10 protein-coding genes and 1 pseudogene are annotated in these 13,310 nt (G+C 67.4%); 7 read left to right on the forward strand and 4 right to left on the reverse strand.

The features are described 5' to 3' along the window. Window position 1 precedes the first annotated feature (1 nt). From U9979_RS08875 to U9979_RS08885, 3 genes are read left to right on the forward strand one after another with little or no spacing between them, the layout of a single operon-like run. A complete protein-coding gene (locus U9979_RS08875) occupies window positions 2–2,146 on the forward strand; it encodes a glycosyltransferase family 2 protein (RefSeq protein WP_322778983.1) in 2,145 nt (714 codons plus the stop codon). Further along, complete coding sequence (locus U9979_RS08880; protein ID WP_322778984.1) at window positions 2,146–3,753, forward strand: kelch motif-containing protein; 1,608 nt, start codon at window positions 2,146–2,148, stop codon at window positions 3,751–3,753. The genes U9979_RS08875 and U9979_RS08880 overlap by 1 nt, the downstream gene beginning before the upstream one ends. Before the next feature lie 2 nt (window positions 3,754–3,755). After that, entirely contained in the window at window positions 3,756–4,880 is a 1,125-nt protein-coding gene (locus tag U9979_RS08885; RefSeq protein WP_322778985.1) for a glycoside hydrolase family 6 protein, read from the forward strand. A gap of 88 nt (window positions 4,881–4,968) precedes the next feature. Here U9979_RS08885 and U9979_RS08890 read toward each other — a convergent pair whose 3' ends face one another. Both U9979_RS08890 and U9979_RS08895 read right to left on the reverse strand, forming a co-directional pair. Beyond that, a complete protein-coding gene (locus tag U9979_RS08890; RefSeq protein WP_322778986.1) occupies window positions 4,969–5,454 on the reverse strand; it encodes a VOC family protein in 486 nt (161 codons plus the stop codon). A gap of 273 nt (window positions 5,455–5,727) precedes the next feature. Beyond that, on the reverse strand, window positions 5,728–6,576 hold the full coding sequence (locus U9979_RS08895) for a glucose-1-phosphate cytidylyltransferase (RefSeq protein WP_322754332.1): 849 nt from the start codon (window positions 6,574–6,576) through the stop codon (window positions 5,728–5,730). 234 nt (window positions 6,577–6,810) lie between these two features. Between U9979_RS08895 and U9979_RS08900 the strand changes: the two genes are divergently transcribed. Next, window positions 6,811–8,103, forward strand: a complete 1,293-nt coding sequence (locus U9979_RS08900) for a glycoside hydrolase family 6 protein (RefSeq protein ID WP_322778987.1) — start codon at window positions 6,811–6,813, stop codon at window positions 8,101–8,103. Between the two features lie 7 nt (window positions 8,104–8,110). Here the strand turns inward: U9979_RS08900 and U9979_RS25140 are convergent, their stop codons facing one another. Together U9979_RS25140 and U9979_RS25145 are read right to left on the reverse strand one after the other, a co-directional pair. After that, entirely contained in the window at window positions 8,111–8,518 is a 408-nt protein-coding gene (locus U9979_RS25140) for an NAD-binding protein (protein WP_416219770.1), read from the reverse strand. After that, window positions 8,507–8,992: pseudogene (locus U9979_RS25145) on the reverse strand (NAD(P)-dependent oxidoreductase); the annotation flags it as partial. The pseudogene U9979_RS25145 and the gene U9979_RS25140, both read right to left, overlap by 12 nt. A 372-nt stretch (window positions 8,993–9,364) precedes the next feature. On the opposite strand from U9979_RS25145, the gene aceB reads away from it, so the two are divergent. The 3 genes from aceB to U9979_RS08920 form a co-directional block, all read left to right on the forward strand. Beyond that, complete coding sequence (gene aceB / locus U9979_RS08910; RefSeq protein ID WP_322778991.1) at window positions 9,365–10,966, forward strand: malate synthase A; 1,602 nt, start codon at window positions 9,365–9,367, stop codon at window positions 10,964–10,966. 126 nt (window positions 10,967–11,092) lie between these two features. Further along, window positions 11,093–11,971: a MoxR family ATPase gene (locus U9979_RS08915; protein ID WP_322778989.1), complete on the forward strand. Its 879-nt coding sequence runs from the start codon at window positions 11,093–11,095 to the stop codon at window positions 11,969–11,971. Between the two features lie 108 nt (window positions 11,972–12,079). Next, a partial coding sequence (locus tag U9979_RS08920; protein ID WP_322778990.1) for a VWA domain-containing protein occupies window positions 12,080–13,310 on the forward strand: 1,231 nt, incomplete at its 3' end.

Raw genomic sequence — 13,310 nt, forward strand, 5'->3', positions numbered from 1 at the left:
ATTGGCCTACGACTACACGTCCTCTTCGAATCTCGCGGGTCCGCTCACGCTGCCGGCTGCGGACGGAAAATATCGGGTCACCTATCGCCGGGTGATGGTGGGGCGGGAACTGTGGATGGTTGTGCCGCTGCTGCTGGCCACCGTCGGATTATCGTCGCTGTTCTTCGTGTGGCTGGTCCAGCCGGATCACTTTCCCAAGGGCGCGTACCTGCCGACCCCGGTCCGGCTCGGCAACGCCGTCATGTTCTTGATGATCGTCCTTTCCGAGGGTATCCGGCTGCTCAATTCGATCACGCTCTGCTGGTCCGCGTGTATCATGCGCAATCCGGTACCGGTCCGGCCGCCGGCAGGCCTGCGGATCGCCTTCACCACGACGATCGTGCCGACAAAGGAACCAGTCGATGTCGTACGTGACACACTGATCGCGGCCCGACAGATTCGATATGGCACGCCGATTGACATCTGGTTGCTCGACGAAGGGGATGATCCGGCGGTCCGGGCGATGTGCGCGGAAATCGGAGTCCACCATTTCTCCCGCAACGGCGTGGCGAAGTGGAACGCGCCGAAGGGGCGATTTCGCGCCAGGACCAAGCACGGTAACCACAATTCGTGGCTGGCCGCCCATGGCGGGTCCTACGACGTTGTCATGTCGGTCGACCCCGACCACATTCCGCTGCCGAATTTCGCCGCGCGCATGCTCGGCTACTTCCGGGATCCCGAGGTGGCTTTTGTGGTGGGGCCACAGGTCTACGGCAACTTTCGCACCTTCCTCACCCGCGGCGCCGAGGCCCAGAACTACATGTTCCATTCAGTAATCCAGCGGGCCGCGAACCGGTTCAACTGCGGAATGTTCGTCGGGACCAACCACGCTTACCGGGTCCGCGCGTGGGAGCAGATCGGCGGGTTCCAGGATTCGATCACCGAAGATCTGGCCACATCCCTTGCCGTGCACGGTGCGCGCCACCCGGAAACCGGCCGGCGGTGGAAATCGGTGTACACCCCCGATGTCGTCGCCGTCGGCGAAGGGCCCGCCACCTGGACCGACTTCTTCAGCCAGCAGCTGCGGTGGGCCCGTGGCGCCAACGAGGTCATGGTGACCGAGTCGGTGCGTCGCCTGCGGCAGCTGTCGTGGGGCCACCGCGTGCACTACTCGATTCTGATGCTGCACTATCCGACGGCCGCACTCACCTGGCTGATGGGGATGCTGCTAACCGTCAGTTACATGGCGCTGGGGTCAAGCGGGGTCACCGTGCACATCTCGTCCTGGTTGGCCCTCTACGTCGACGTTGCGGTGGCCAGACTTCTCCTTTACATCTGGCTGCGGCGTTTCAACATCAGTCCGCATGAGGAGAAGGGGACCGCCGGTATCTCCGGAATCTTTGTCTCGATGCTGTGTACCCCCTTTTATTCGACCGCCTTTGTAGGCGCGTTGTTGCGGCGCCCGCTCGGGTTCGTGGTTACGCCCAAGGGGAACAGCGCCAGCCCCGATCGGCTCGTGACTTTTCGGAAACATCTCTTCTGGGCAGTGGTCTCCGCTGGTTCCATCACCATCGCGGCGACCTTCGGTCATGTGTATCCGGCCAACATGGTCTGGGCGGCGCTCTCCCTGCTCATCTGCCTGACACCCGTTGTCATGTGGTGCGTGTCCACAATCGCCGGCCCATCGCCCGCTCAAATCCCCGGGCCGGTGCCGGTGCCGGTGCAGTCGCAGTCGCAGTCGCCGGCCATATGGTCCACGGTGCAGCCGGGGGTCTACCGCGAGGAGACCACCCGGCGACTGGCTCGTCCCGAGCCCATGTCCGCGCCGGGGAATCCCGGTCGGCTCGACGGGGAGAGTACGCAGAAGGTGGTCAGACCGGCAGCATCGGTCGAACGGGGGAGCTGGCCACATCCGCCAGGCGTGCGGCCGGTGCCCAGGGGCCATTCATTGTCGGCCCGTAACTCGGTGTCTCCCCGTAATTCGGTGTCTCCCCGTAATTCGATGTCTCCCCGCAGTCCGGTTTCCCCCCACGATTCGGTGTACGCCGCTAATTCGGCGGCGGGGGGGTATTCGGCGGCGGAAGGTTATATGGAGGATGTCACGATGAAGCTCCGGCCGCGGCGCCGGCGCGTGTCCCGCGACGGTCTGCTTGAGGAGCTCACCTGATGGCTGCGGTGCTGACATCGTCGGCTCAGGCCAAGCGGCTGCGTCGGTGGCGGATCCTGCGGTTGGGTGCATTCCTGTTCGCCATCATTGTGGGCAACGGCCCGTTTGCCGTGTCGTGGACTGCCACCCGGTACGAACAGTGGCAGTCCCACCGGCCGGACTACATGCGTGCTTACGGGCGCTGGGATGTTGTCGCGGACAGTGCCACGCGGTCGATTCACGCGGCGATGTTGCGCACCGGGAAGGTCCTGCTCATGGCCGGCTCCGGTAACGACCAGGGAAATTTCGACGCGAAAAAGTTCAGGACCGTGCTGTGGGATCCGATCGCGAACACATTTGCCGATGTCCACACACCCTGGGATGTCTTCTGCGCGGGGCACGCCTTTCTCCCCGATGGTAATCTGCTGATAGCCGGCGGGACCAAGAAGTATGAACTCCTGGCGGCGGACGCTCCGGACGGAAAGAAGCACGAGTACGAGGGGCTGAAGGACTCCTACATTTTCGATCCGGCGACCGAGCGGTATGAGAAGACCGGCGATCTGAACCACGCCCGGTGGTACCCGACGCTGGTAACCCTTGCCAACGGCCTGGTCGTCGCCGTCTCCGGCCTCGACGACAACGGCAACATCGATCAGGGCAACACCGAGTCGTTCAACCCTGCCGTCAGGACGTGGAATGATCATCCGGATCTCCGGAAGGTCTTTCCCACCTATCCGTCCCTGCTACTCGCCGGCGACGGCCGGTTGTTCTTCTCCGGTGCCAACGCCGGCTATGGCCCGGCGGGCGTCGCAGAGCGCCAGCCCGGCCTGTGGAACCTGGTGAACAACGCCTTCCAACCGGTCGACGGGCTGCCCGAGCCGGAGCTCAACGAGACGGCAGGGACAATCATGCTTGCGCCGGCACAGGAGCAGAAGGTGATGTTCATTGCCGGTGGCGGGGTCGGCGACACCCAGACGGCGACGGCCCGGACCGCGATTGTAGATCTTGATTCGCCTGATCCTACCTACCGGCGTGGCCCCGACATGGCTGAGGCGAAACGGTATCCCGGCGCGGTGATTCTGCCCGACGACACGGTGTTCGTCTCCGGTGGTTCCACCGCCTATCGGGCTGACGACTCCCGGACAGCCGAGATCTACCACCCGGACACGAACGCCTTCACCGCGGCGGCAGACCCGCATGTCGGCCGTGATTACCACTCCGAGTACCTTCTGCTTCCGGACGGGCGGGTGGCCGTGTTCGGCTCGAATCCATTGAGCGACGACAACGCGTTCGAGACCCGGGTCGAGGTGTACTCGCCCGGCTACCTCTACAGAGGTGAGCGTCCGACGATCACATCAGCACCGACGCAGATCCCCCGGGGCTCGACCATCACCGTGGAGTCATCGCAGCCGGTGGCGAAGGCCCGTCTGATCCGCCCGGGTGCTTACACCCACGTGACCGACACCGAGCAGCGGTCGGTGGCGTTACCCGTCGTTCGGCAGGTCGACAGCAGGGTCACACTGAGCGTACCCCGCAACTCCAACCTTCTACCGTCAGACTGGTACATGCTGTTTGTAACCAACGGTGCGGGCGTTCCGTCCGTCGCCACCTGGGTCCAGGTGGGATGAGCGTGGCCGTACTGATCGCCAGGATGGTCCGGCAGGTCGAGGCCGCCCGGCGTCGGACCGGGCACCGTCCACCCCGAGTCGCCAGTCTGATGACAGCAGTGGCTCTCAGCGCCACGGTGGCTGTCACCGGATGTGGCACTGGAGGTGCGACACGGACCGCTACCGCGTCGCTTCGTGCGGTGGGCGCGCAGTGCCCCGCCGGCGACCCGGCCGGTCGAGGCGCCGTGGCGGGCGGAGGTCCGCACGGCCCCGCGCCCCGCGCGCCATTCCTCGTCGATCCGAACAGTCAACCGGCCGTGGCCGCACGTCAGGACGCCGCCAACGCTGCGAGCGCCACGGCGATCGCAGCCAGGCCGATCGCTTTCTCGGTTGGGGACTGGCTGGGTAACGGCGTCCAGACAGAGGTAACGGCGCGTAGCGGGCAAGCGGAGCGGGCGGGGGCGACGGCGGTCTTCATGGTCTACGCGATCCCGCACCGCGATATCGGTTCCGGGTTTTCCGCCGGCGGAGAACCCGATGCCGCCGCCTACCGGGCGTTCACGCGGCAGGTGGCGGCGGGAATCGGCACGCGTGCGGCCGTCGTCATCCTGGAGCCGGATTCGCTGGCACAGATGGACAGTCTGTCCATGGCCGACCAGCAGGAGCGTTACCAGTTGCTGAACGACGCTGTTGACGTCTACGGCAGACTGGCCGCTACCAGCGTCTACCTCGACGGCGCCCACTGCGGATGGACGGCGGCACCGGTCATCGCAGACCGGCTGAGCCGGGCTGGCGTGCGACGGACCCGCGGCTTCGCGGTCAACGTGTCGAACTACTACCGGACCCGGGACGAGGTGGCCCGCGCCGAAGTGATCTCGGCGCTGGCCGGTGGTGCCCATTTCGTCGTCGACACCTCACGCAACGGACGCGGCCCGGCCGCCGCCACCATCAAGGATCCCTGGTGCAACCCGCCGGGCCGAGGACTCGGGGCTGCGCCGACCACCGCCACCGGCAGCCCGCGGGCGGACGCCCTGCTCTGGATCAAGGTTCCAGGGGCCAGCGACGGGGAGTGCGGTCGGAACAACCCCTCGGCCGGCATCTGGTGGCCGGCCCAAGCCGACGAGCTCGTCCGCAACGCCGAGTCCTGAACTCCGTCCGTCGCCAGCGACCTCTCATGATCGGAGAGACGGTCGATCCCACCTGTCTGATCAGCGCGATTGAAGATCCACCGACCACCTAGCCTTGGCTGCCGGCCGCGGCGCCCATGGCTTCGGCGGCGCGGCGGGACAGCTCCTCGGCTGGAACGTCCTCAATGTGGGTCGCCACGCTCCACCGGTGCCCGAACGGGTCTTCAAACTGCCCGGCCCGGTCGCCGTAGAACTGGTTCTCGACCGGGCGCAGGCTCTTGGCGCCGGCCTTGACTGCACGATCATAGGTCGCGTCCACGTCCGCCACGTACACGTGGATGGTGACCGGCGTTCCGCCCACGGTCTTCGGGCCCGCCGCGTCCATTTCGGGGTATTCGTCCGACAGCATGATCATAGAACTGCCGATCGTGAGCTCCGCATGGCCGATCTTTCCGTCTGGCGCGGCCATACGCATCCGCTCGGTTGCGCCGAAAACCCGCGTGTAGAAATCGATGGCGTCGGCCGCGCCGTCGACGTGCAGGTACGGGGTGATCACGGGGTAGTCGGTGGGGATCGGCTCGACTGATGTGGTCATCGTTTGTTCTCCTTGGCCGGCTGTCGTGGCAGGGTTGACGTGGCAGGGTTGACGTGGCAGGGCTGACGCGGTGGGGTGCAACAAGCGGTGCGGCTCAACCGACGGAACGCATCCCATGCTAGCACATACGTTCGAATATGAACCAGTGCGTTCCGTAGTGCGGCCGGACGGTGCCGTCCGGGGCGGCCGATGACATCACCGGCAGGACTGTCGCGGGCACCCGCCATCCGGCATTCGCCATCCGGCATTCGCCATCCGGCACCCGCGTCACGGTCACACCTGGGGCCGCCAGGGGACGAATCGGTCGCGCGCCGGAGCCTCCCAGATGGCCCACGGCCGGACGCCCGAACTCCACAGCTCGTCCAGGATGAGACGATCTTTAGCCGTGTCCATGGCCCGCCAGAACCCGCGGTAGCGATAACCACCCAGCCTGCCCGCCCGAGCGAGCCGGGTGAAGGGCGCATCCACCAGATCCTCGCCTGGATGGATCAGGTCGAAGACGGTGGGCCGCAGGACGAAGAAGCCCGCATTGATCCAGATTTCCTGTTCCGCCATGGGCGCGATCCTGTTGATCGCGGTCGAGTCCGGCCGGAAGTCGACGGTGTGGATGGTCTCGGGTGGCCGCACCGCGAGCAGGGTGGCGACGGCATCGGAGCGGTGAGCTTCGTCGATCAGCTCTGGCAGCGGGACGTCGGACAGGCCGTCCGCGTAGTTGGCGAGGAAGAGATCCTCGGCGCCGACGAGGCTTCGCACCGCCCGAAGCCGTTGTCCGACTGGCACGCGCAGGCCGCTGTCGACGATCGTGATCGACCACCCGGCAGCCTCGCCGTCGAGCAGATGCTGTCGCGGCACACCGGGCAGCGCCGTCGGCTCGTCGAGGTGTTCGGCGCAGAGGTCCCCGACCCAGTTCCGGACACATTCGCCCCGGAAGCCCACACAGAGGATGAAGTCGGTGTGTCCATAGGTCGCGTACCATTTCATGAGATGCCAGAGAATGGGCTTTCCGCCGACCAGGTGCAGCGGTTTCGGCGCATCCGAGGCGCGTTTCGGGGTGGATTCCTGGCCCGTGCCCGCGTCCAGTAGACGTTGTCCCTGGCCGCCGCAGAACAGAACAACTTTCATACGGAAGTTCTTTCCCGCGCAGGCGCGCGGCAGGCAGTCCGCCACGGACATTCCCCGCCGCCGGCCGGACGGGGCGATGGGGAATCGACCAGTGGGCGTGGTGTCGGCCGGTGCGTGTCGCGGCTGCCGTCGACGTCCGCCCGATGAACATCATGCGGGCGCTGCTATGGTCCGTAAGTAGGTAGGGGGTGGGGGTAGGAAAGCGTTGCAGTGCTTGCCCGTTTCGGAGGTTGTGTGTCGACAGGGCCGCGCCGGAGGGCCGCACGCGGGTCGGTGCGCCACCACTCGCGGCACCGGCAACTCGTTCGTCTTCGACGGTTGTTGGCCCTCAGCGCCGTTGTCATCTCGGTACTCGCCGGTTTTGCCTTCGAAGGCACCATCGTCCCATCGTCGCGCCCAGCCGCAGCGGACCTGGTGCTTTCCGGTCCCGGTGGCACGGTCGCCTCCACGCGGCCTGTGACGGTTGCGCAGGCAATGGGCGCGCTCGGCGACAGGCCGGACCCCGCCCGATCCACGGCACGCCCCCTGCCAGGGTCGAGTGTGGCTCGGGCGGGGTCGGTGTCGCAGCCCGGGTCCGCGCCGACATCGACGCCCATCCCGGAACCCACGTCTGCACCCTTGGTGCTCTCACGCACGCAGACCGGTAACCCGTTTGCCGGCGCACGCTTCTATGTCGACCCCGGCAGCGCCGCGGCAGCGGCGGTTGGCCGGCTGCGTGGCAGTCTTCCCGCGAGTGCCGACGCGTTGAGCCGAATCGCGAATACGTCCCATGCGGACTGGTTTGTCGGTCCTGTTACCGCGGGTGGCGTCCAGTCCGCGGTCGCGGGCCGGGTGGCGCGGATCCGGGCCGCCGGGGCGCTGCCGGTCCTGGTCGCCTACGCGATCCCCAACCGTGACTGCGGAGGTTACTCGGGCGGCGGGGCCAGTAGCCCGGCGGCGTACAGATCGTGGATCTCCGGCTTCGCCGCGGGTATCGGTCGCGGTCCGGCGACTGTCATTCTTGAGCCAGATGCCCTGTCCCAGCTTGATTGTCTGCCCGCGGCCGACCGCCAGACCCGTTACGGGCTGCTCTCGGATGCGGTCGACGCGCTCGGCGGCATCGGGGTGAGCGTCTACCTCGACGCGGGCAACGCCGGCTGGCACGACGCCGCCGAGATGGCGACCAGGCTGCGGGCCGCCGGAGTCGACCGGGCGCGCGGGTTTGCTCTGAACGTCTCGAACTTCGACGAGACGGCCGACGAGCGGGCCTACGGAGACGCGGTCTCCGCAGCTGCCGGTGGAATGCCCCACTTCGTCATCGACACCAGCCGTAACGGCCTGGGCCCGGCGCCCGGCAGCGTCTGGTGCAACCCACCAGGCAGGGCCCTGGGCGTGGGCCCGACGGCCGATACCGGTGACCCGCGTGCCGACGCCCTTCTGTGGATCAAGGTTCCCGGCGAATCGGATGGTACGTGCAACGGCGGCCCCCCCGCCGGGCAGTGGTGGCTTGACTACGCGATAGGTCTGGCCGTCCGTGCCGCGGCCTGATCGTCGGTCAGGACGTGGCGTAGTAGGCCGCCAGGCTGGCGAAGTCGTCGCCACCGTGCCCGGCGTCGGACGCCTCCGCGGCCATGGCGAGCGTGGTCGTGGCCAGCGGCAACGCCCGCTCCGCGGCGCCCATCGCGATCCGAAGATCTTTAATCATGGCGTCCAGAGTGAAGGCCGCCGGGGTGAAGAGGTCGTCGGCGAGCATCGGACGCTTGTAGTTCACGATGGACCCGAGCGCACCGTCGGAGAGTTCGGCCAGTAGCAGGTTGCGGTCGATACCCAGATCCGATCCGAGCCGCAGCACCTCGCCCAGGGCCGCGGTGGAGAGCGTCAGTCCCAGGTTCACCACGGTCTTCAACGCAGTCGCGGTTCCGATACCGCCAACCCGGTGTGTGCTGCCGAACAGGGAGAGCAGGCCTTCGGCGGCCGCGGCGTCGGCCGCGGTCGCCCCGACCAGTACCCGCAGGGTGCCTTCGCGGGCTGGCCCGACGGTGCCCACCACCGGCGCCTCGACGTAGCGCAGATCCGCCTTTGCCACGAGCTGCCCAAGGTCGCGGCTGGTCGACGGCGAGACAGACGTCGAATTGATCACTAGCGTCGCCGGGGGCGCGCCGGCGATCAATTCGTCGATCACCTGGCGGGCTGAACTGTCGTCGAAGACCATCAGCACGACGGCGTCGGTATCGGTGACCGCGACCCGAACAGAGGGCGCCTCGCGTGCACCGGCGGCTGTCAACTCCTGCGCGCGACCCGGCGTCCTGTTCCAGACGGTCAGGTGGTGGCCGCCACGCAGGACATGCCGAGCCATTTCCCGGCCCATCCGTCCGAGCCCGAGGAACGTGACGTTCATTGCTCTGCCTCCCGTGTGCGCTCCCCCTTGCGCGTTAGCAGTGCGACCTGTGCGAGGTCTGTCCCTGCCCTGCCTGGCCTACCCGCACGGTGGGCGCGCCAGCCAGTCGAAGGGCGTTTGTTCGGAAAACTTACTAGTTGGCCGGGTGTGGCGCCCGGCGAACGCAGCCAGCGGCCGCCGAGCGATCGAAGCGGTAGCTTCGCTCCCGTCGATACCCGGCGATGTGCCGTGGACGGCTTCGTGGAGCGACGGTTCGTGGAGCGACGGTTCGTGGAGCGACGGTTCGTGGAGCGACGGTTCGTGGAGCAGGGAGGGAATGCGATGGGTGCCGACGGGTTGGTGGGACGAACGGACGTCGGGGGCATGACGGGCGGGGGCATGACGGTCGGGGCCATGACGGGCGAGGGGAGTATGAGGGGCATTGAGGTGGAGCGGGCGGTCAGTGGGCTCAAGCCGGCTGACGTCGCCGCGGTCCTGACCGACGAGGCGCTCGCGTTCGTCGCGGGCCTGCAGCGCGGTTTTTCCGAGCGCCGGGCCGAGCTGCTGGAGCGCCGTCGTGAGCGCCGGCGGTCCATCGCAGCCGGGGCGAGCCTGGACTTCCTGGCCGAGACCGCGGACGTCCGCGACGGAGACTGGGTCGTTGCGCCACCCGCACCGGGCCTGATCGACCGCCGGTGCGAGATAACCGGGCCGACCGACGCCAAGATGGTCATCAACGCGCTCAACAGCGGGGCACGGGCCTTCATGGCCGATTTCGAGGACGCAAACGTACCCACCTGGTCAAATATGATTACCGGGCAGCGAAACCTGACCGAGGCGATCACACGGACCCTGGTGTACACGGGCCCGGATGGCCGGGAATACGCCCTGGGCGAGGAGCGTGCGACGCTTATTGCGCGTCCACGCGGCTGGCATCTGCCCGAACGCCATGTGCTGGTCGACGGTGAACCGGTCAGCGGTGCCCTGTTCGACTTCGGGATGTATGTGTTCCGCAACGCCCACGCACTGGTTTCGGCTGGCGCCGGGCCATACTTCTACCTGCCGAAACTGGAAAGTCACCGTGAAGCCCGGTTGTGGAACGACGTGTTCACCGTGGCCGAGGATTCCCTCGGGCTCGCCCGTGGGACGATCCGGGCAACCGTTCTCATCGAGACCCTTCCGGCGGCCTTCGAGATGGAGGAGATCCTCTACGAACTGCGGGAACATTCCGCCGGCTTGAACGCCGGTCGATGGGACTACATGTTCTCCACCGTGAAGACGTTCCGCGCGCGTGGTGCCGACTTCCTGCTGCCCGACCGTGGCGCCCTCACCATGACCGTGCCGTTTATGCGCGCCTACACCGAGCTGTTGGTGGCCACCTGCCACCGCCGTGGCGCGCATGCCATCGGCGGGATGGCCGCGTTCATCCCGAGCCGCCGTGATCCAACGGTCAATGCGCGTGCCCTGGCAAAGGTCCGGGACGACAAGGAACGGGAGTCCCGCGACGGTTTCGACGGTAGCTGGGTGGCCCATCCCGACCTGGTGCCGGTCTGTACCGAGGTGTTCGACGCCGTGCTCGGCGGGCGCCCGCACCAGATCGACCGGCAGCGTGATGACGTCACCGTGACGGCACGGCAGTTGCTCGCGATCCGCGACACCCCGGGTTCGATCACCGAGGCGGGCCTGCGCAACAACATCAGCGTGGCCATCCGGTACCTGGAGAGCTGGTTGCGGGGCGTCGGCGCGGTCGGTATCGACAACCTGATGGAGGACGCGGCCACCGCTGAGATCTCACGTTCGCAGATCTGGCAGTGGATCGCCGTGCGGGCCCGCCTGGCCGACGGCCGGCCGGTGACCGCGGATCTCGTCCGGGAGATCGAGGCCGAGGAGCTGGCCGCGATCCGGTCCGCCGTCGGCGAACCGACATTCGAGGGCGGGCGCTACGCCGACGCGGCAGCCCTGTTCGAGCGGGTGGCGCTGGCGGACGAGTTCGTCGAGTTCCTCACCGTCCCCGCCTATGAGCAGGTGGAATGATCTGAGCCGGTGCAGTGATCCGGTTGCGGCCTCCGTCCCGACGGTGCCGGCCGCGCTGATGTCGCCCGTACGGGCCCATCACTGGCACTATGGAAACGGTTCTCAGCTCGTACACGAGAGGTGTATATGCCGCTACAGGAGCATGCCTTCGCCGATGTGGCGGATGTCCGCAGCCGCTTGGAGGCGGCAGGCTACCTCGCGGACCACGCGATCGCCACGACCGTCTTCCTGGCCGACCGGCTGCGCAAGCCGCTGCTCGTCGAAGGGCCGGCCGGTGTGGGCAAGACGGAGCTGGCCAAGGCGCTGGCTGCCGCGACCGATGCCGAGCTGATCCGACTCCAGTGCTACGAAGGCCTGGACGAGGCCCGGGCGCTCTACGAGTGGAACTACAAAAAGCAGCTCCTGCGCATCCAGGCCGGGCGCAATGACGAGTCGTGGGACGAGACCCATGACGACATTTTCAGCGAAGAGTTCCTGCTGGCGAGGCCGTTGCTGGCCGCGATCCGGCGCAACGACCCGACCGTGCTCCTGATCGACGAGACGGACAAGGCCGACGTCGAGGTCGAAGGGCTGCTGCTGGAGGTCCTCTCGGACTTCCAGGTGACGATTCCCGAGTTCGGCACGATTGTGGCGAGCCGCCGTCCGTTCGTGGTCCTCACCAGCAACGCGACGCGGGAGCTTTCCGAGGCGCTCAAGCGTCGCTGTCTGTACCTCTACCTGGAGTATCCCTCGCCGGCGCGGGAGAAGGAGATCGTCCTCGCTCGTGTCCCGGAACTGCCCGAACAGCTTGCCGAGGCCATCGTCCGGACCATCCGGGCGCTGCGGGCGATGGAGCTGAAGAAGGCGCCGTCGATCGCCGAGACGATCGACTGGGCGCAGACCGTGCTTGCGCTGGGTATCGACACCCTGGACGAGGAGGCGGTGGCATCCACGCTGGGTGTCGTCCTCAAGCACGCGAGTGACCATGCGCGTGCGATCGGCCAGCTCAAATTCGGTCCGAACTGACGTGAACCGATGTGAACTGACGTGAACCGACCTGAACTGACCTGAACCAACTCGACCTGACCGGACGTGACGTGGCCTGCCGTGGCCTGAGGTGATGGGACGGCCGAGATGAGCGTGCTGGACCGTACGGTGGCGTTCACCGCCGCACTGCGCAAGGCTGGTGTGCCGGTGAGTAGCGCCGAGACTGTGGACGCCTCCCGCGCGCTCGGTGCGGTCGGGTTGCTCGACCGCGGGGCGCTGCACGCGGCGTTCGCGGCGACGATGTGCAAGCGCCCGACTCACCGGGCCACCTTTGACATGTTGTTCGATCTCTACTTTCCGCCGCGGATCGGCGCCGGTCTGTCCGTCGACGATCACGGCGACGATGGTGGGGGCCGGCCTGAGGGCGGCGACGCGCAACAGCGTGGCGAGGTCACCGACCTGGATCCGGACATGCTGCGTGAGGCCATGCGCGGTGACCTGTTGGCTGCCCTGCTCGACGGGGACGAGGAGGCGCTCCGTCGCCTTGCCAGGGACGCCGTGACCGCCCTCGGCTCGACGCCGGGCGGGGCCGGGCAGCGGTCCTGGTTCATGTACCGGGTCATGCGGGCGCTGTCACCGGACACTCTGATCGCGGACCTGCTGGCCGCGATGCTCGGTGGGGCCACGACCGGCGGTCTTGCCGAGCGGGTCGCCCGACAGACGATCACCGAACGGATCCGCTCGTTCGAGGAGATGGTCGCCGCCGAGGTTCGCCGCCGGCTTGCCGAGGAACGCGGGGTGGACGCGGTGGCCAAGACCGCGGTCAAGCCCCTGGCCGACCAGGTCGACTTTCTCCGGGCGTCCCAGCGCGACCTCGTCGAACTGCGTCGGCAGGTCTACCCGCTGGCACGCCGGCTCGCGACCAGGCTGACCGCTCGCCGCCGGCTGGGGCGCTCCGGCCGGCTGGACTTCCGCCGCACCGTGCGGGCCTCGCTCGCCACCGGCGGTGTGCCGTTGGAGACCTACCACCGGCCGCACAAGCCGCACAAACCCGAGCTTGTCGTCCTGTGCGATGTCTCCGGCTCGGTGGCGTCGTTCGCCCACTTCACCCTGCTGCTGACGCACGCGCTGCGGGAGCAGTTCGCCAAGGTCCGGGCGTTCGCGTTCATCGACACCACCGATGAGGTCACCCGGTTCCTGCGGGGCGGCGATCTCGGCGACATGATGGCGCGGATCGCGGGCGAAGCCGATCTGGTCTGGTTCGACGGGCACAGCGACTACGGCCACGCCTTCGACGTGTTCGCGCAGCGGTATCCCGACGCGGTCGGCCCGAAGACCTCCCTGCTCGTGCTGGGGGACGCTCGCAACAACTATCGGG

It is taken from the genome of Protofrankia sp. Cas4 (assembly GCF_963555915.1).
Lineage (GTDB): Bacteria > Actinomycetota > Actinomycetes > Frankiales > Frankiaceae > Protofrankia.

What these genes read in the sequence shown, in the direction of transcription:
- aceB (WP_322778991.1), top strand. Translation starts at nt 9,365, where the DNA reads ATGAGGGGCATTGAGGTGGAGCGGGCGGTCAGTGGGCTCAAGCCGGCT.
- U9979_RS08915 (WP_322778989.1), top strand. Translation starts at nt 11,093, where the DNA reads ATGCCGCTACAGGAGCATGCCTTCGCCGATGTGGCGGATGTCCGCAGC.
- U9979_RS08895 (WP_322754332.1), bottom strand. Translation starts at nt 6,576, where the DNA reads ATGAAAGTTGTTCTGTTCTGCGGCGGCCAGGGACAACGTCTACTGGAC.
- U9979_RS08890 (WP_322778986.1), bottom strand. Translation starts at nt 5,454, where the DNA reads ATGACCACATCAGTCGAGCCGATCCCCACCGACTACCCCGTGATCACC.
- U9979_RS08880 (WP_322778984.1), top strand. Translation starts at nt 2,146, where the DNA reads ATGGCTGCGGTGCTGACATCGTCGGCTCAGGCCAAGCGGCTGCGTCGG.